This is a genomic window from Paraburkholderia sp. RL17-337-BIB-A (assembly GCF_046025895.1).
Lineage (GTDB): Bacteria > Pseudomonadota > Gammaproteobacteria > Burkholderiales > Burkholderiaceae > Paraburkholderia > Paraburkholderia fungorum_C.
In genome coordinates this window covers 1,078,340-1,094,061 of sequence record NZ_JARESY010000001.1, presented here as the reverse complement: position 1 = coordinate 1,094,061, position 15,722 = coordinate 1,078,340, and the positions used below count along the sequence as shown (strand labels likewise).

General features: G+C 56.9%; 14 protein-coding genes and 1 pseudogene. 5 read left to right on the top strand and 10 right to left on the bottom strand.

The window, feature by feature from the left end; all coding sequences use genetic code 11:
- Positions 1 to 9: 9 nt before the first annotated feature.
- The 5 genes from P0D84_RS05170 to P0D84_RS05150 form a co-directional block, all read right to left on the bottom strand.
- Positions 10 to 654 carry an HNH endonuclease gene (locus P0D84_RS05170; RefSeq protein ID WP_408333124.1) on the bottom strand — a complete coding sequence of 215 codons (645 nt, stop codon included), beginning with the start codon at positions 652 to 654 and terminating at the stop codon, positions 10 to 12.
- Positions 655 to 837: 183 nt separating this feature from the next.
- Positions 838 to 1,710, bottom strand: a complete 873-nt coding sequence (locus P0D84_RS05165) for a hypothetical protein (RefSeq protein ID WP_408333121.1) — start codon at positions 1,708 to 1,710, stop codon at positions 838 to 840.
- A 42-nt stretch (positions 1,711 to 1,752) separates the two neighbouring features.
- Positions 1,753 to 5,520 (bottom strand): NACHT domain-containing protein, encoded by a 3,768-nt coding sequence (locus P0D84_RS05160; RefSeq protein WP_408333119.1) that lies wholly within the window; start codon positions 5,518 to 5,520, stop codon positions 1,753 to 1,755.
- A gap of 149 nt (positions 5,521 to 5,669) precedes the next feature.
- Positions 5,670 to 6,764, bottom strand: coding sequence for a DUF4238 domain-containing protein (locus P0D84_RS05155; RefSeq protein WP_408333116.1), 1,095 nt, complete (start codon positions 6,762 to 6,764; stop codon positions 5,670 to 5,672).
- Between the two features lie 10 nt (positions 6,765 to 6,774).
- A complete protein-coding gene (locus P0D84_RS05150) occupies positions 6,775 to 6,918 on the bottom strand; it encodes a hypothetical protein (protein WP_408339684.1) in 144 nt (47 codons plus the stop codon).
- Positions 6,919 to 6,927: 9 nt separating this feature from the next.
- On the opposite strand from P0D84_RS05150, the gene P0D84_RS05145 reads away from it, so the two are divergent.
- Positions 6,928 to 7,254 (top strand): hypothetical protein, encoded by a 327-nt coding sequence (locus P0D84_RS05145; RefSeq protein ID WP_408333113.1) that lies wholly within the window; start codon positions 6,928 to 6,930, stop codon positions 7,252 to 7,254.
- A gap of 468 nt (positions 7,255 to 7,722) precedes the next feature.
- On the top strand, positions 7,723 to 8,067 hold the full coding sequence (locus tag P0D84_RS05140; RefSeq protein WP_408333110.1) for a hypothetical protein: 345 nt from the start codon (positions 7,723 to 7,725) through the stop codon (positions 8,065 to 8,067).
- 51 nt (positions 8,068 to 8,118) lie between these two features.
- On the opposite strand, the gene P0D84_RS05135 is transcribed toward P0D84_RS05140, so the two are convergent.
- The 3 genes from P0D84_RS05135 to P0D84_RS05125 form a co-directional block, all read right to left on the bottom strand.
- The gene (locus tag P0D84_RS05135; RefSeq protein WP_408333107.1) at positions 8,119 to 8,310 is read right to left on the bottom strand and encodes a hypothetical protein; all 192 of its coding nucleotides are present in this window, start codon (positions 8,308 to 8,310) and stop codon (positions 8,119 to 8,121) included.
- A 228-nt stretch (positions 8,311 to 8,538) separates the two neighbouring features.
- The gene (locus tag P0D84_RS05130) at positions 8,539 to 8,829 is read right to left on the bottom strand and encodes a DUF4148 domain-containing protein (protein ID WP_408333104.1); all 291 of its coding nucleotides are present in this window, start codon (positions 8,827 to 8,829) and stop codon (positions 8,539 to 8,541) included.
- A 150-nt stretch (positions 8,830 to 8,979) separates the two neighbouring features.
- A complete protein-coding gene (locus P0D84_RS05125) occupies positions 8,980 to 9,327 on the bottom strand; it encodes a hypothetical protein (RefSeq protein WP_408333101.1) in 348 nt (115 codons plus the stop codon).
- A gap of 740 nt (positions 9,328 to 10,067) precedes the next feature.
- Between P0D84_RS05125 and P0D84_RS05120 the strand changes: the two genes are divergently transcribed.
- The gene (locus P0D84_RS05120) at positions 10,068 to 10,373 is read left to right on the top strand and encodes a hypothetical protein (protein WP_408333098.1); all 306 of its coding nucleotides are present in this window, start codon (positions 10,068 to 10,070) and stop codon (positions 10,371 to 10,373) included.
- Positions 10,374 to 10,494: 121 nt separating this feature from the next.
- Positions 10,495 to 10,704 (top strand): hypothetical protein, encoded by a 210-nt coding sequence (locus P0D84_RS05115; RefSeq protein ID WP_408333095.1) that lies wholly within the window; start codon positions 10,495 to 10,497, stop codon positions 10,702 to 10,704.
- A 283-nt stretch (positions 10,705 to 10,987) separates the two neighbouring features.
- Here P0D84_RS05115 and P0D84_RS05110 read toward each other — a convergent pair.
- Positions 10,988 to 11,950, bottom strand: a pseudogene (locus P0D84_RS05110) (SOS response-associated peptidase family protein).
- Positions 11,951 to 12,069: 119 nt separating this feature from the next.
- On the opposite strand from P0D84_RS05110, the gene P0D84_RS05105 reads away from it, so the two are divergent.
- Positions 12,070 to 12,483: a response regulator gene (locus P0D84_RS05105; protein ID WP_408333092.1), complete on the top strand. Its 414-nt coding sequence runs from the start codon at positions 12,070 to 12,072 to the stop codon at positions 12,481 to 12,483.
- Positions 12,484 to 12,566: 83 nt separating this feature from the next.
- On the opposite strand, the gene P0D84_RS05100 is transcribed toward P0D84_RS05105, so the two are convergent.
- On the bottom strand, positions 12,567 to 15,716 hold the full coding sequence (locus P0D84_RS05100) for an error-prone DNA polymerase (protein ID WP_408333089.1): 3,150 nt from the start codon (positions 15,714 to 15,716) through the stop codon (positions 12,567 to 12,569).
- Positions 15,717 to 15,722 lie beyond the last annotated feature (6 nt).

Sequence of the window (15,722 nt, the reverse complement as noted above, 5' to 3'; positions counted from 1 at the left end):
CCGAAGGCATCAACTAGTTGTGTAGTTAATGCCGTAGTGCCACTCGCGATGACAGTTTGGACATAGGGCAATCGCGTTCTCGACGCTGTCCTCGCCTCCGTCGGCCAAACGTCTGCGGTGGTGTACCTCGAGGTACGCCGTCCCGTCTGCGCGCTGGAACGGCGCCGACTGCCCGCATCCTTCGCAAGTCCCATTAGCTCGCAGCAGAACTTCCACAATGACGTCCGGATTGCGCCTGAATGCGCGGGTCAGCACGACAACTTGCTCTGGCTGCCTATCTGCACCGGCGAGACGCGCTCTACGCTCATCAGTAGAAGACTTCAGGGACTTCTGAACGGCGGCGTCCAGATTCTCCACGACCGTCTCGTGGACGGCCATCCCCTTCAGCACCTCAACGAACTCATCATGCACCTTATGCAGTGCGGCTTCCGGACCCTTCGTTTTGCTCTGGATATAGACGACATGGGCCAGAAACGTGTCCAGCGCGACGGAAAGCGGGCCGGCTCCGTGTTGTGCAATGTCCTCGAGGTAGAGCCTCCACGCGTTGGCCGCGATAGTCGTTGCGAAGGTTTTCACGTCGCGGCGCATTGCAACGTAGCTTCCGATGTAGCCCATCGCGGCACGAGGCGACATATCAGGATAGGAATCGCGCAATGCTCGTTCGGCCTGCGGTAGTTGCAGGCTGCCAGCGACAACCGCGCGCGCCAAGTCGAGCGCAAGCTGGAATGCTGTTGATGGAACCAGGTATCGAGGCATGTCCGGATTCTCGAAAGACTGCGAGGGTTAAGTTCATTCCGCCGCGCCAGCCGCACCACGCTCCGCCTGGCTGCCGTAATCTCACTTCAGCGCCCCCACCGCGCTCCGCAGGTAATCACGCGCCGCATCAATCTTGTCGGGATGTGTTTTCTCGTCTAGGTCGGCGCGGTCCTTCTCGCCCAGGAAATAGGCCGTGCGGTCCGGTTCCTCTTTGCGTGGATGTGGGAGGCCATGAAGCACGCGTTCCTTGTTCAAGAATCCTTCCTTGGTCAGCCACTCGACGCCTCTCGATGCGGCCGCTCCCAATGGGATGAAGACCGCGTCTGGCATAGCTTTGGCCATCTTCCCGAAGTGGTTTTTCATCTGGAGACGCAACATAGGGTCTCTTTCGGGATGCCACCCGGCCCTGAAGTTCTCACCGTTTTTGAACACGGGAAACTGAAGCACGGACGACACCTGCAACAAGTCGCCCGGTTCGCCGAACAGGTCTGCACTTGAGCTCAGACCAAACCACCGATGCACGCCAATGTGGTCGAGGAGCGAAGCGACGCGTTGTCGCGTCACTCCGGCAAACGCGGCCGCGAGATTGGCGCGCCGAAGTACCTCGGACACAGGAGCACCCTCGAGCAGCGCGCGGTGCGCCTCGGTCAACGCAATGTCCGCCTGCGCCTTCCAAGGAGTGGCGTCCACCAGCACGAGCTTCGCCGAGCGGTTCACCCACTCGAACGGCGCGTAATACACCGCCAAGTCGCCGTTGCGGTGCATGCGAAGGGATGCAGATTGCGGGTCCCCTTGAGGGCCGCGGTAGTCCCGGATTGCAGATTCATACTTCTCGAAAAGCTCGAAATTCACTTCGATTTGGTCCGTATATGTTGTTTTGCGTAGTGCAGCGATACTCTTTGCATCAGCTTTCGTAGGCGAGCTGCCGCCGCTGTACGTTTCCGAGGCGTCCACGAGCAGCGCTCGACCGCTGTGGCAACGAGTCGCCGGCGGAGCCTAGTGCAGCCATCGTCCATGCTCGTCAATCAGCAACTCACGCCGCGCGCTACCTGTCTCGCGCAGTAGCCAGTGTAGGTTATCGCTCTCCGCCACATCATCCGAAGAGAGTTGCTGTTGAAGCAAGTGGTATAGAGTCTCTCGCGGGTAACTTCGCAACATGTTGGCGACGGCGCGAATATCATTTAGATTGCGTGGGTCCTGAACAACTCGACTCACCAGGAATGAATGTGTCCATTCAAACGACATGTCGTCAGCAGTTTTCAGGAAGTGATATAGGACATCAGATTCCAAATGGCCTGACTGGGCAAGCCGCAACATCTGAGTCGGTGGAAAAAAGCTCACCACATCAGCAAAAATCCGTGGAATCAACCGAATTAAACGGTCGCACGCCATCATTCGTTCAAAAAGTGCATCGTTATACGTTGCCAACGTATTAAGACGGGACAGAATCTTCTCAGCCTTGTCATCGTCATTGGTGAACGGCCCGAGAACGGCCTCGACCGCAACATCCGGAACAAGTCGAAGTGCTTCGGGCGAATGGTGCTCATCCCAGTTAGTCACGAATCGGATATGCGCATACCAACGTTCGAACGAAAGCTGTCCCATTGTTGGGTCCAGCTGCAGCGACAGCCCGGTCTTCCTCTTCCAAGACATGTACTCCTTCAGGACCAGCTTGGCGTGGTAGCTCCCAAATACGTTTGGGTTGCGCAAGATTTGGCCGATGAGCCATGCCATCCCAAGCCTCTCGACCTTCCCGGCTACAAAGATAAGAGACTCTCCAACGCTGGGCGCAATTCCAAGCCGTTGGCTCGTCTCATTGAATAGCCTTGAATTCAACTCCATAAGGAACGATTCAGGCACTTCGTCGAGTAGCGCAATTGCCTGAAGAGCGGCGACATATGGTTGCCCACCGAATGAAACGGGCAGTTGTGCGGTTAATTCAGGTAGTAACTTCTGTCCATGGCGCGCTATCAACACCTTCCACCCCGTATGGTAGTAGCCGCGCTCTATCCATTCTCGAGCAGTTTCATCATCTATCTCAAGACTGATAGTTTCGGCTAAGCGATGGTGATGTTTTGCGCCAGGTTCTGCAAATGCGAGCCTTTGGAAACGAGCGACCCAAGCGTCTCCAAGTTCCGGTACAGCCATCCCCAGGACTTCTTGAGCGCGCGTCGTCATGGATGAAAACCGCCGAAGCAATTCCTCATACACCGCATCGTCGCCACATGTAACAAAGATACGATTCGCCTGAAACCAAGCTGCGAACATGGTGTCTTGCGCTTGCGGATAGTTCCTTGCCAGCCAGAGCGCAAGCTCCTGGTTGATTCCGTTTTCAGAGGCAAATCTTAACAGCCATGGTTCCGATGAAAGGAGGTTCGGCAGGTGCTCGATTCCCCACTTTGGTATCTCATTCCCGCAAGCTAACGCCGCGGCCAGCGCCAAATTTGGTTCGAGGAGGCCTCGATGGAACATCTGCTCAAGCCAAGGTAGCCATCGCTCATCCCCGACAGTCGAAATAGCTTCAATGAATGTCGGGGTTCCTGGACCGCCGAGCCACAACGCGAGGGCCGCCTTATTTGCAAAGATGTTGTCAGACTTCAGAACATCAACAATATCGCGGACGTAAAGTTTTTCGCTCGCCAACTGATTGACTACGTTGAGCGCTTTCCCCACATGAGTGGCCCTCGCGGAATGCATGCTTGCGAGTGCAGCACGGTATCGAACCGAGAGATTTGAGCTCTCAAACATCGACTTTAGCTTCGCGGAAAGCGTGGGCTCCATAGACGTGCTTCCAAGAAACGAATCAACTGTTGCCGCCAGTGATGCATCGGTAGTGGCAGTGGACGTTACGACGGATGGGTCAACAAATTCCCCGGACTGGAGCGCTAAGGTCAAGCTCTCACGTGTCTCGAGTTGAAGAACTGCTTGGTCGATTCGCGATTCACGTAGATAGCCAACACCCGCAAGCCAACTCCAGTAGAGGTCATGCACAGCGACAGCGACGCTTCCACGCTGGATGATTGTGCCTAGCTGCCGTAAGACCAACGTGGGTTCGACTACTCCACGTGTAGCAGCAGCTTTCCGGAGCGCCGAAATAAACTTATTGTACGAGCGGTCTCCTGAAAGCGAGAGTATTGCAATCGCATCGGAAAGCACAGATTCGAACTGCTCAGGCGCGCCCTTCGAAAGATGCCTGTGAAAATGGGCCATTAAGTCGCCCGTTGTTGCCATTGAGCCGCCCAGGAGCAAGTAGAGCGACAGCACCAGAGGTATCCCGAGCAAATCCACCATCTCATCACTAAGTGTCGACGAGCGGTCGAAAGACTGTTCAACGGTTTTGCGAATCTGCATCGGGTCCAGGCGCTCCAGAGTCCAGCACCTGAACGGCGTATCGTTTGGGTCTCGATGCCGAGCACACACGATTACCCGAGTCCCCGCTAACACATGGAGAAGCTTCGTACGCTGCGAAAGATGCTCTCCGGTCGCAAACTCAGACCAGCCATCTAGCAAGATACAAACGCGCGGACTAGCTAGCATATCCTCAAGACTGGTATCAGGCAAAAGCGCCGTAATCTGCTGAAGAACCTCGTCGGCGGTCTTGAGACCTGCGATATGAAGCAAAAATTGCACACTCTCGTCGGGTTCAAGGCCGGAAACAAACTCCGATGTTCCCCTATTGCCTTTTGCGAGCAGGCTCGCCGTTATCCGAGATAACGCGTGGCTTTTCCCTGCTCCCGGCTCAGCATATACAAGATGATGCAATTCTTGATGCCGGAGAAGGTCTGAAAGCCGCAGTCGCGACGACGGCTGTGAGTTTGGAGCGTCATCACTGGCCACCCATCGGTCGACTTCCGAAAGTTTATCCAGTGCGCCGCGCACGCGACACGATACGTCAGGAAAGAGAGCCAACAGCGTCGGCGGTCGACCGTTGTCGCTTAGCGTTCTTGCCGCGGCTGCTATTGACGCAAAATCCAAGGCGGGGGACGCCGTTGACGATGAACGCTGAGCAGTTCTGTCCGTCGAGCGCAATATCTCGTCAGTCATGTCTATGAACTGTTGAGATGGAACCGCGATTGCAGTTGCCTCGCGAAAAGCATCTACAAACGCCTGATGGTCCAACTTACGAGACTTCGGTTGAAGGGTTTTTCGAAGCAGGACGGATAGAAGAACATCATATGCTCTGCGGGCTGCAGTTATTTCCGCACGAGCCACATTCCGGGCGTCGGCCAGATATTCTCGTCCGTCCGCTTCGATGTTCTGCCACGACGGCTGACCGCATGCAAAGGTTAATCGCATCAACAACCGACTACGAAGCTCGTCCACCGTGCATCTTTTGAGAAACGCGGATAGCTCACCATCAGTAAATCGCGTGCGAAGTGCCTCGAGTAGTTCCGTCGCGTCTCCTCCTTTCGCCGACGCGGACCAAACCTCGAGCGCCGACGCGCTACTAGAGAGCGGGTTGATGGCTTTCAGAACATCTGGCGAATTAAGCGTGATAGCACCTGAATCCTTCGTGTCTTTGACCTGTACGGCACGCAAAATCTGGCCGTTCTGATTGGCTGAATTCAATATCTCAGCGTAGTCTTCGGCGACTTCAAGGTGCAATTCGCCGTCCGCGGGCAGACGCATCCATGCAGCCAGCGAGGCGTGTAGCTGATACGCGTATCCTCGCAACGAAGCAATCGCCTGCCTCGCCGCTTCATCTTCGTCTATCGCCCATGGATTCGGTCCGGGACCAAATGAAGAAATTGTGTGATTGGCCATTTCACTTACACCCGTACGCTTTGATTGAGCATGTTCCGAATTTCGCCACTTTGCGGGCGACCGCGAAGCACAGTCGATGCAAGGTCAAACTGTGTTGCTGACGGGTGGCTGGAACAAATCTGCCCGCCAGCGACATCGAACACCTTCACCTATCTCGCCCGTAATTTACGAAACGGGTTCATGCTGTCAGAGGACACAGCTCCTGCATTCCGAACGTAATTGACACCCGTGCCGTTTTCATAAATCCCACCGGGAATACGCCAGCGAAGCAGAGCTGGCCATCTCGTAGGCTTCGGGTGCAATGACTGGCTATGCAGCAATGCGTCGCTGTTGCGCGTAGAGTCATTCGGTTCTGTGACAACAAAGCGGTCATACCCATTGTCCGAAGAATCAAGGACCGCATAATTAACCTTATGTCGAACGGTAAGGCGATACTTTGCGCAATCTGCATACTGCGTCATCAAGTCATCTTCCGCAGCCGTTTCAGGTACGTACAGGTTGGCGAAGCAACTGAGCATTTGGTGCTGATTCAGTGCCTTCACGTCTCCGACATTGCGCACCTCAACCCAGCCGCGGTCGTGCTGAACGCTGTAGACGTCGCCATCATATGCGAGACAAAGAATGTCCGGGGTCAGCGGCAGCAACGTGATTAGGCCGGCTGCGCTGAGTCCAAACGAACGTCCGCGCGCACGGCAGTCCTCGAGATACCAGCGGTTCGAAGCAACGGCCGGGTCATCCGAAGTAACGAACGGAACATCAGCTCGATTTCGGACCAAACATAGCTTTAGGTCGTCAATGACTGAAGCCACCTCCGACACCATCCCCATCGCCATTTGAACTGCCTCTTTAATGCCATACCCTACCGGCGACAATTTACTGCCCACAACAACCTCTGCCTCCGCTGCCATCTCAACGGCACGCCTCGAAGCCGCTTCCGTGCGTAAGTGCTGAAATAGCCAAAAGAAGCGAAGAAACGATTTGTCTTCGTCTTCGAGAAAATATCCAGGCTTACGAATTTTCCTCAGTAGATTCGCGTACTGGCCTTCGCACGCTTGAATAACTTCTTCCAGCTTTGGGTCTTCACCGTAAAAATACGACCCGGAACATTGATTTTTCACCGGCGCAGTAGGAATGAATCTCTGCCGGTCAAGGTTGAAAATTTTTATGGTTGCATTCCCTTCTTCCTTTGTGAAGGCCTTGAGATAGCAACGCGGAACAAAATGCTGATTTTTATTTGTGGCCATACGTTGAGGTCTACAACCAGTAACGCCGTCCTGCGGCAATACGGACGATGTGCTCTGCGTGGCGCACCGTCTCGCCATTCTTAACGATTTCACAAATCATTTTGTGTTCACCCTTGAAGGCGGTGTAGGTCCAATACGCCTCTCCGGACGCCAGTAGCTTGTCGTGGGTGAGTTGATTCTCTTCCTTCGCTTCGTCGCCTTCGTTTCGAACGCTCCGCGCACACTGTATGGAAGTGCGACGCCAAGTGAATTCGCCGTGAAACGCAAGTGGACGCCTTTCGGCAAAGCCGCCGACCCGCTGACGTGCTGCTTATACGTCTTACCCTCCTTCTTGCGGGCGAGCATGCACTCAATGGTCAAGCCTGTCGCAGCGGCTGTCTGGGCGATTGCCTTTCTGGCACCGGACCAAAAGCTGTTAAAAAAAATTGCGTCCCATGCGGCATCTTTGCGCGACTACGCCGTCTCGCGCCAGTTCTCGACGATGTACTAAGCGCAGGCGAGGTCGAGCATGCAGACCAGGCCGTAGACCTCGCTTCACTTGCACAGCTCTGCTCGCAGTTGTTCGACGCGTACCACGACCAACACCCGGTCGAGATTGCGCAAGCGTGCGATGACGCCCTTGAGTCGCAGTAACAAACACCACCTGCGGACTGGCTAGCGGCTCGATGCACGTGCTTAAAGTCGCACGGCACGGTCTGGTGACCGTCCCTCCAATGTTGCTGACATCAAGCATGTATCGCCATCAGTGCGGCAAAAATTTACAGGTCCCTCGCCGCCAATATCGAAGAAGACGCCCGGCTACTCACGCAAGCTGTTGTGCCGCTCGCCATAGCGTTGGATTCGGACGTGCTCGCCAAAGGCGCAGAACGTAACGTCTGACAGGTTGCTTCGAGCATTCCCCTCGTGGCTCGAATCGCCACATGCTGAAGCCGTGCCTTAAGCGAGACGAGCGAGCGCTGTGCTCAGCGGCGAGTGGCAGTCCGCCGGTCGCGCGGCGCTCAAACTGCACATCTCACTGGAGGCAAACGTGCTGGCAACAAAACCGTGTATTGCAACCTGCGTCATTGACGGTGTCGCCGTCACGCTCACCTTCTTCCCTGACACTGGCTTCTTGCGAATTGCCGACGTAACAGGTGTCCGCTCCAGGGAGACAAGATGGTCCGCGCCATGGCGTAGCCTCGTAACGACATTCCGCGAACTCAGCGAAACACCGGAAGACGAGCGAGCCGACCCGGATATGCTTTCCGGTTGTCAGAACTGCGGCTCCGAGCGCCTCGAAGAATCGATGGCCACGTTTAGCTGAGATTGCGGGACGGCTTGCCGCACTAAGCCGCGTCTCTCTCCGCAATCTACCCTATTTCAATGCAGGCGACGCCTTCTTTGGGCGTCGCGGATGGCGCCGAATGGCCTTGAAGGCGGCGAGCAGGATGACGGAAAGCGCCAAAGTACCGGTGCGCAAGTCCCATGCATTGACGGCTGCGACCGAATTGACGTCTTTCTGCGAATAGCCGAAGTCCTGAAGTCGCGGCCAACAGACCGCAGCCATCGCTTACCCATTCTCCGGTCCGCGCTTTGTAGTCGCATCAGTCGCCGACGCCTCGAGTTTGCGCAAAATGGTTGCAACGTCGTCTGCCTTGTCGACAGGGACTGGGACTGCATCAGGGCCCAGTGGTGAAGAGCCATTCCTCATCGCGCTGTCGGAAGCTATCCACAGCTGGAATCGGCCATCCAGGAACTGCCCGGCTTCATCCAGTGCGAAGAAATTCAGGCGGCGTCAGCTCCCTTGACCAATCGCCGGTGCGCAGTCCGCAACATACTTCGCATGCAATCGCCCCTGTGCTGCCTGCAGGTTTTTGGGATAGTAGTAATCGATTTTGTGGGGGTCGTATCCAACGGATTCCAGCTCCGCCAGCTCCTGCATCAACTGGGCGTGGGTTATCTCACCGACGACCGGCTTGAACGGATAATCGTTACATTCCTCCGCAGTTAGTTTGCTATCAGCCATTGCAGACACACTACCAAGCAGAAACATCATAAGAACAGCTGCCTTTACGCCTCGTTTCATTTTCACTTTCCAAACAGGTAAAATTCGAAGGCTTTTCGCGAATAACTTACGCAAGCCTTTTAAAAAATAACCCTGGTTCAATGTAGATTGAGACCAGGACGAGTCCCACCCATACGCTGATGGCGAGTAGAGTCAGAACAGGGGAAGGTGTCAGCGGCCGCCGCCATGCCCACCTCCGCCGCCATGCCCACCTCCGCCGCCATGCCCACCTCCGCCGCCATGTCCGCCCCGGCCTCCATGTCCACCTTCGCCGCCATGTCCGCCCCAGCCTCCACGTCCGCCGTGCCAGCCACCGTGCCAACGGTCGCCGTGCCAGTAATTGCCGTACCACCCGCCCCAGGGGCCGCAGTCGCCCCAATTGCTGCAAGTCCCGTACCCCGGCCCGTAGAACGGATAGCCGGAGACCGAATCGTATGGCTGCGCTTCCCCGTATCCTGGTACGACGGCGCAACCACCCAGGCTCGCCGCCACAGCGAGCAATGCAATCAACTTACGCATGAATTTCTTCCGAATGATGCCGCGGGTAAGACACGTAGCGGGAGCGGAGAGTAACGGGAGTGGTTGCGATAGCCGATACCATCGAAAGAATGCTGCCGGGAGTTGAATCTTCGATTTGCTCACGCTCATACCACGCCTAAGGACGACAAGCCACCATGTGGGCACTTCGTCCCCTTCACCTCTACTGTGCTTGCCGAAACAGCGGGCACAGCAAAATATAGAGCGGTGTCCATGGCGTACGGATGAATGCGAGATTACAAACAAGTCATCAACGGCACACCCGACGCTGGACTCGCACAGAGGTTTGCTCTTCTTGCCCGTGCTTCAATCCCTTTCGCATAGCCGTTGACGCAGGCGCAGCCTTCTCCGGGAGGGTACAGGTCGTTGTTTTTGCGTTCCCTATGTTCAACCCCTTGTTTTAGGGCCTCGCCCGTTGCCCATTCAAATCCGTGTTGCTACGCGAGCGCCAGCCTGAGGATTTGGCTCCTCGCGACGGGAATCTGGGGGCTTTTTTGCTTCTATGCCTGAGACGCACGGGCCTTCGTTTAATCTGGCTACTGAAGATGAGCTGGGCGATAACAGCCGAGCACTGGCGCGCACCGCGGGGAGCGATGGTTGCGCGGACGTCCAGGACACCGGTGGTGTGTTGCATTCGGCTCCTTCCCCGCACCATCCAAGTTATCCCCAATTTTTGTTGGCAAGGCTGTGGACAACGTCCTGGCATGCGGCCTAACGGCTTGATGCCAAAGCAGAAAGATTCTGTTGACGCACTCGCAGCACACTTCTCTTCTCCGGCTCGCGACATCCGTAGTCTCACTCCCGCCAAGTATCTTCCAGTCTCGCGGCTCAACACTAAAGAAGTCTTGCGTTCAAGCCGTAAAAGCCATGTGCCGACCGTCCGGCCGGCGAAGAACAACATCGAATCGCGATGGAAGAAGACTTTGATGGCAACAATCAATGGCTACATCCCGCAGGTCACCCCTCTCATGTTCGAGACCGAAGAGAGGCAGCGGATGGCCAGTGCTTGCATCGAGTATGGCGGGTAGGACCACAAGAACAAAACCCTGACGTCAATCAGAGTGGCGGAACTGCTGACGATGCCTCACAACCCCGCGCTTTATTGGGTGCTGGATAGCATGGCGGCGGCCGCAGAGGCAGGGAGACTCGATGCAGAGCAATACGTCGCGCGGTTGGTCGCAAGTAAGGAAGATGTGCGAGTTCCGCCGTGTCCTGCGAGAAGCCGGCGGCGACCGGTGGCTCACCGACCGTCACCATAATGCGCTGCGGAAGCTAGGCAATGCCGAATTCGACGTGACGACCTACGTAGGAATCGCAGGCATCTTCGACCCAGCAGAACGAGCCATGACTACCTGCTGAATAGGTGCACAATAAGATACGCCAGCTCCGACAATGACTGTACAAGTTGCGCCAAGGTGTCAGCTCCTCAAGTCTGTCTCCGTGAGTGTATCTGCGTCATCGTTGAGTCGGTTTGAGCTTAAGTCTCTCATACCGTGGGCCAGTCATCAATTTCACATGCCGAAAAAGTAAGCCGCGGGATGACCCACATGCTCCGCGAGCGGTCACAGGTTACGGCGACAGAGTTTTCTTTTACGCGGTCCCGCAGCTAAGTCCCTTCAGCTAGCGGGACAACATTACCCGTTTAGGCCGCCAATCTGTGCTCATAAAACGGCCGGTCCCTGTCATCAAGAATCGCATACATTGCCGCCAAGTCCGACGCATCCGGGTTGAGCCAAGCGTCTATATGTTCCGGCTAAATAGGGATAATGCAGCGGTCGTGACCTGCCGCTGCAACCTCCGGCGGCGGTTCGTCCGTAATGGCCGCGAATGAGAGCAAGTCCGGTTCGCCAGGAGCCGACCAGCGCGACCACAAGCATGCGACATGCATCAGCTCGCCATTACTCGGGCGAAACTCCAGAACAACATTCTCGTCTCGCTCGTGAGTCTCGAGTAACGTCCCCTCCATCTTGGCCTTGCTGACATTCTCATAAAACACTTCGACGAGCATTACGCCGTGCGCGTAGCCGAAGCACGGCCGCCAGAAGCCTTCCAGGTTGTCCCGTCGTGCGTTGTATGTCCCAGGATATTTGACATCGTAGACAGCGGGTTTGCCTGCAATACGGCACTGATAACGCATCGGTTTCACAACACGTTGGCCGTTCTCCATGACCATTACGGGCGCGTAGTGGCCCGGAAATATGCGCGAGTCACGAGCTTTGGGCTCGGTTCGCTGGATGTCGTCAAGCTTGCCGCGAGTCCAGGCAATTTTATCGGTGGCGATTCGCTGGCTCTCGGTCGCAGCCTTGGTTATCTTTGTCTGCAGTGTCCGGTCCGCGTCTGCCAGTCGCTTACGTTGTTTGAACAGGTCCTGTTCGAGGTTGGTCACCTGCCCGGCGTTGAATCGGTCGATTGATGCTTTGATTTCGCGCTCGACTTCGGTCTGTGGTTCGGCGAACGCATCTTCCATCGCCTTCGGAATCTTCGCTTTGGTGACACCTTCAGCGCGTTCGAAGAATAGGCGCGCGAACTCATGGATGTCCATCGTCGCGCCAAACATGCGTACGAACTTGCGATAGTCAGCTTGAATCTGGGCCGAGTAGCACATCAATGCCTCCGTTTTGTTTTCCAATGATACGCATTCTCTGAAACGACGCGAGCACGACGGGCGCGCGACTTCGACGAGATTTTGTGTGAACTTTGGCCGGTCCCAGGCTGCCAAACATTATGTTGCGGCTCGGACAACGTGGTATGACAAGCGTATTGCTAGTCGATGATGAGGAGGAGACTTTGGCTGCGTGGAGCGCCAGTTGTGCCGCGGAAGGATTTGAGGTTAGGAGCGCGCGCGACGGCCAATCAGCACTGGCAATGTTCATCGAATTTCCTGTGGACATTGTGGTTGCCGACTGGCGTATGCCGGTAATGTCCGGGAGCGAACTCTGCCACCAATTGCGTACTCTCCCCGGACTAGCCGATGTTGTCTTCATATTGGTTTCAGGAGAGCCAAGCCCACCCGCCTTCGTCAGCTACGATGGTTTCCTTCGCAGGCCCGTGGATGGGCAAATTTTACTGGCCACGATGCGGCGGTTGCTGACAGAACATGCAACTCATCGACAGCCACGGCACGGCGGGACGAAGTAGTCAGATGAACGTCTGCACCTCTGCATGAGCCGAGCCCGAGCTCCGAATCCCTAAGAAGCGCCAGTCTCGTCATTGAGCCGGGGTCAGCAAAAATCTCTGCTCGCCGTGATTAGGCCGCCCAGCAGGTGAGACATGTCGACCAGTCGCTGCGCAACGAGATGTCGCACTTCGCCCTGGCACTGCCAGGTGCCATACACGGCCAGCAACGACGCGCCGAGTGCTTCCTTACGCTGCTTTTCCAGCAGGCTCGGCCAGACGATGACATTCACGTTGCCAGTCTCGTCTTCGAGTGTCACAAACATCACACCTTTTGCGGTTCCAGGCCTCTGACGTACCGTCACCAGTCCGCATCCACGCGCCAGACGACCGTCGCGGTAAGTGCGCAGCGTGGATGCTGGCATCAATCGATTTTCAAGCAGTTGTGGCCGCAGTAACTCAAGCGGATGCCGACCAAGAGTGAGCCCGGCGGAGCGGTAATCAGCAACGATGTCATTCGCTTCCGTCGGCGCGCCCAATTCGGGCGTCTCATCCTGCACCGCCGCTGCGGCAAGCATGTCCTTGTCAGGCACGGCGGCGACCGACTGCCATAGCGCCTCGCGTCGATTGCCGGCTAACGAAGAGAGAGCGTTGGCGTCCGCAAGAACGTGGAGGTCTTTTCGGTCCAGTTGCGCTCTACGGGCCAGGTCGGCGACGGTCTCGAACGGACGCACAGCTCTGGCATTTTCAATGCGCTCCGCTGCGCCATCCTTCATGCCGCGTAGGAGCGACATGCCGAGGCGCACAGCTGGCGGGGCATTGTCGCGCAATGGCACCAAGACAGAGTCCCAGCCACTGACAGCAACGTCAACTGGCAGCACCTTCACGCCGTGGCGTTGTGCGTCCTGCACAAGCTGCGATGGCGAATAGAACCCCATCGGCTGACTGTTTAGCATCGCCGCAAGGAATGCTTCTGGCTCATGACACTTAAGCCAGCTACTCGCATACACCAGCAGCGCGAAACTGGCAGCATGGCTCTCCGGGAATCCGTACTCACCGAAGCCCTTGATTTGCTCGAAGATGCCTTCTGCAAAAGCCTGGTCGTAACCGCGCTCCTGCATCCCGTTGACGATACGGTCATAGTATTTTTCGAGGCCACCTTTACGCTTCCACGCGGCCATCGCCCGTCTTAGCTGGTCAGCCTCGCCAGCTGTAAAGCCGGCAGCCAAGATGGCGACCTGCATGACCTGCTCCTGAAAAATAGGGACCCCGAGCGTCCGTCCAAGCGCCGTCTTCAGAGCTTCACTCGGATATGTCACGGGTTCGAAGCCCTGGCGGCGCTGAAGGTAAGGATGGACCGCACCACCTTGAATCGGCCCTGGCCTGACGATGGCTACTTCAATGACCAGGTCATAAAACGTCTTTGGCTTCATTCGAGGCAGCATGCTCATCTGTGCTCGCGACTCAATCTGAAATACACCGACTGTGTCCGCGGCGGAAATCATCTCGTACGTCTTCGAATCCTCCGGCGGAATGTCCTGCATTTCGAAGCGCTCGCCCCGCTGTTCCGACACGATGTCCAGCGCGCGGCGGATGGCAGACAGCATGCCGAGCGCGAGCACGTCGATTTTGAGCAGACCGAGCGCCTCGAGGTCGTCCTTGTCCCACTCGATGACGGACCGGTCCGCCATCGCCGCATTCTCGACAGGGACGAGCCGCGTGAGCTTCCCGCGACTGATAACGAAACCGCCAGAGTGCTGGGACAGGTGGCGCGGAAAGCCAAGGAGTTGGGAAGCGAGGCGCGCCCACGCCTGGATGAGCGGCTTCTCCGGGTCGAGCCCAGACTCAGCGAAACGCTTCAGAAGGTCCTGGCTTGTGTCGAACCAGTGATGGCTCTTTGCCACCACATCGACAATCTGTGGGTCTACGCCAAGCGCCTTGCCGGTCTCTCGAAGCGCACCCCGAGGACGGTAGGTCGAGACTGCAGCTGCAATTGCTGCGCGGTCGCGGCCGTACTTGCAATAGATGTACTGGATGACCTCTTCGCGACGCTGGTGTTCGAAGTCGACGTCGATGTCTGGAGGTTCACCGCGCTCCTTGCTGATGAACCGTTCAAACAGCATGTTGCCGCGCGCAGGGTCGACCTCGGTAATGCCGAGGCAATAGCAGACCGCCGAATTGGCGGCCGAGCCGCGCCCCTGGCAAAGGATGTGCTGGCTGCGCGCAAAGCGCACGATGTCGTACACAGTCAGAAAGTACGGTTCGTATTCGAGGTCGGCTATGAGCTCAAGCTCGTGCTCAATCTGCCCCTGTACGCTGTGCGGGATGCCAGATGGAAAGCGCCGCTGCGCGCCAATGTATGTTTCCTGCCGAAGATAGGCTTTCGGGGTGATGCCCGCGGGTACCAGTTCGTCCGGATATTCATAGCGCAGCTCGTCGAGCGAGAACGTGCAGCGGCTCGCGATTTCGACGGTCGCTGCGAGTGCTTCGGCTGGGTACAGATTCGCGAGCCGGAGCCGTGAACGCAGGTGCTGCTCGGCATTTGGCGCAAGTTCATAGCCACATTCGTGTACAGGCCTTCCGACCCGGATGGCGGTCATCGTGTCCTGCAATGGCTTGCGCGAGCGCACATGCATGACGACATGCCCCAGCGCCACCACGGGTACATCCAGGCTGCGCGCGATGAACTCGACCGAGCCACGGTGAATGTCATCCATGGCGCGTTGATGAAGCACCAACCCTACCCAGGCGCGGCCCGTAAATGTATCGTCCAGCCACTCGACCTGTGCAGCAAGGACATCCTCGTTGGCAGGGAAATCCGGCACGAGAATGGCAAGGCAATTCGGCATCCCGCGCAGGTGCCGATATTCCTTCTCGGGACGGGAGAGGTCCTGTGGCGTCAGGCGATATTCCCCCTTGGTTGCCCGGGTGCGAGCGAGCGTAATCAGTTCGGACAGGTTGCCGTATCCCTCGCGATTCTGAGCGAGCACGATAAGTCCGAATGCTGGCGAGCCATCGGCGTTGACCAGACGGAACCAGGAACCGACGATGAATGGAAGCTTCGCTTCCTTCGCGGCGACGTGCGCACGCACGACTCCAGCTAGCGAACATTCGTCGGTGACGGCCAATGCCGAATAGCCAAGCTGTGTCGCGCGCTCGGAGAGCTCTTCCGCATGAGAAGCGCCATGCAGGAAGCTAAAATTCGAGAGGCAGAAAAGCTCGGCGTACGCCGGCAGGACATTGAAGGTCGCGTCCATGATGCA

Excerpts from the sequence above, each read along its gene's own strand:
- P0D84_RS05100 (WP_408333089.1), bottom strand. The coding sequence starts at position 15,716 with ATGGACGCGACCTTCAATGTCCTGCCGGCGTACGCCGAGCTTTTCTGC.
- P0D84_RS05120 (WP_408333098.1), top strand. The coding sequence starts at position 10,068 with ATGCCAAAGCAGAAAGATTCTGTTGACGCACTCGCAGCACACTTCTCT.
- P0D84_RS05155 (WP_408333116.1), bottom strand. The coding sequence starts at position 6,764 with ATGGCCACAAATAAAAATCAGCATTTTGTTCCGCGTTGCTATCTCAAG.
- P0D84_RS05130 (WP_408333104.1), bottom strand. The coding sequence starts at position 8,829 with ATGAAACGAGGCGTAAAGGCAGCTGTTCTTATGATGTTTCTGCTTGGT.
- P0D84_RS05135 (WP_408333107.1), bottom strand. The coding sequence starts at position 8,310 with ATGGCTGCGGTCTGTTGGCCGCGACTTCAGGACTTCGGCTATTCGCAG.
- P0D84_RS05125 (WP_408333101.1), bottom strand. The coding sequence starts at position 9,327 with ATGCGTAAGTTGATTGCATTGCTCGCTGTGGCGGCGAGCCTGGGTGGT.
- P0D84_RS05115 (WP_408333095.1), top strand. The coding sequence starts at position 10,495 with ATGCAGAGCAATACGTCGCGCGGTTGGTCGCAAGTAAGGAAGATGTGC.
- P0D84_RS05160 (WP_408333119.1), bottom strand. The coding sequence starts at position 5,520 with ATGGCCAATCACACAATTTCTTCATTTGGTCCCGGACCGAATCCATGG.
- P0D84_RS05105 (WP_408333092.1), top strand. The coding sequence starts at position 12,070 with ATGTTGCGGCTCGGACAACGTGGTATGACAAGCGTATTGCTAGTCGAT.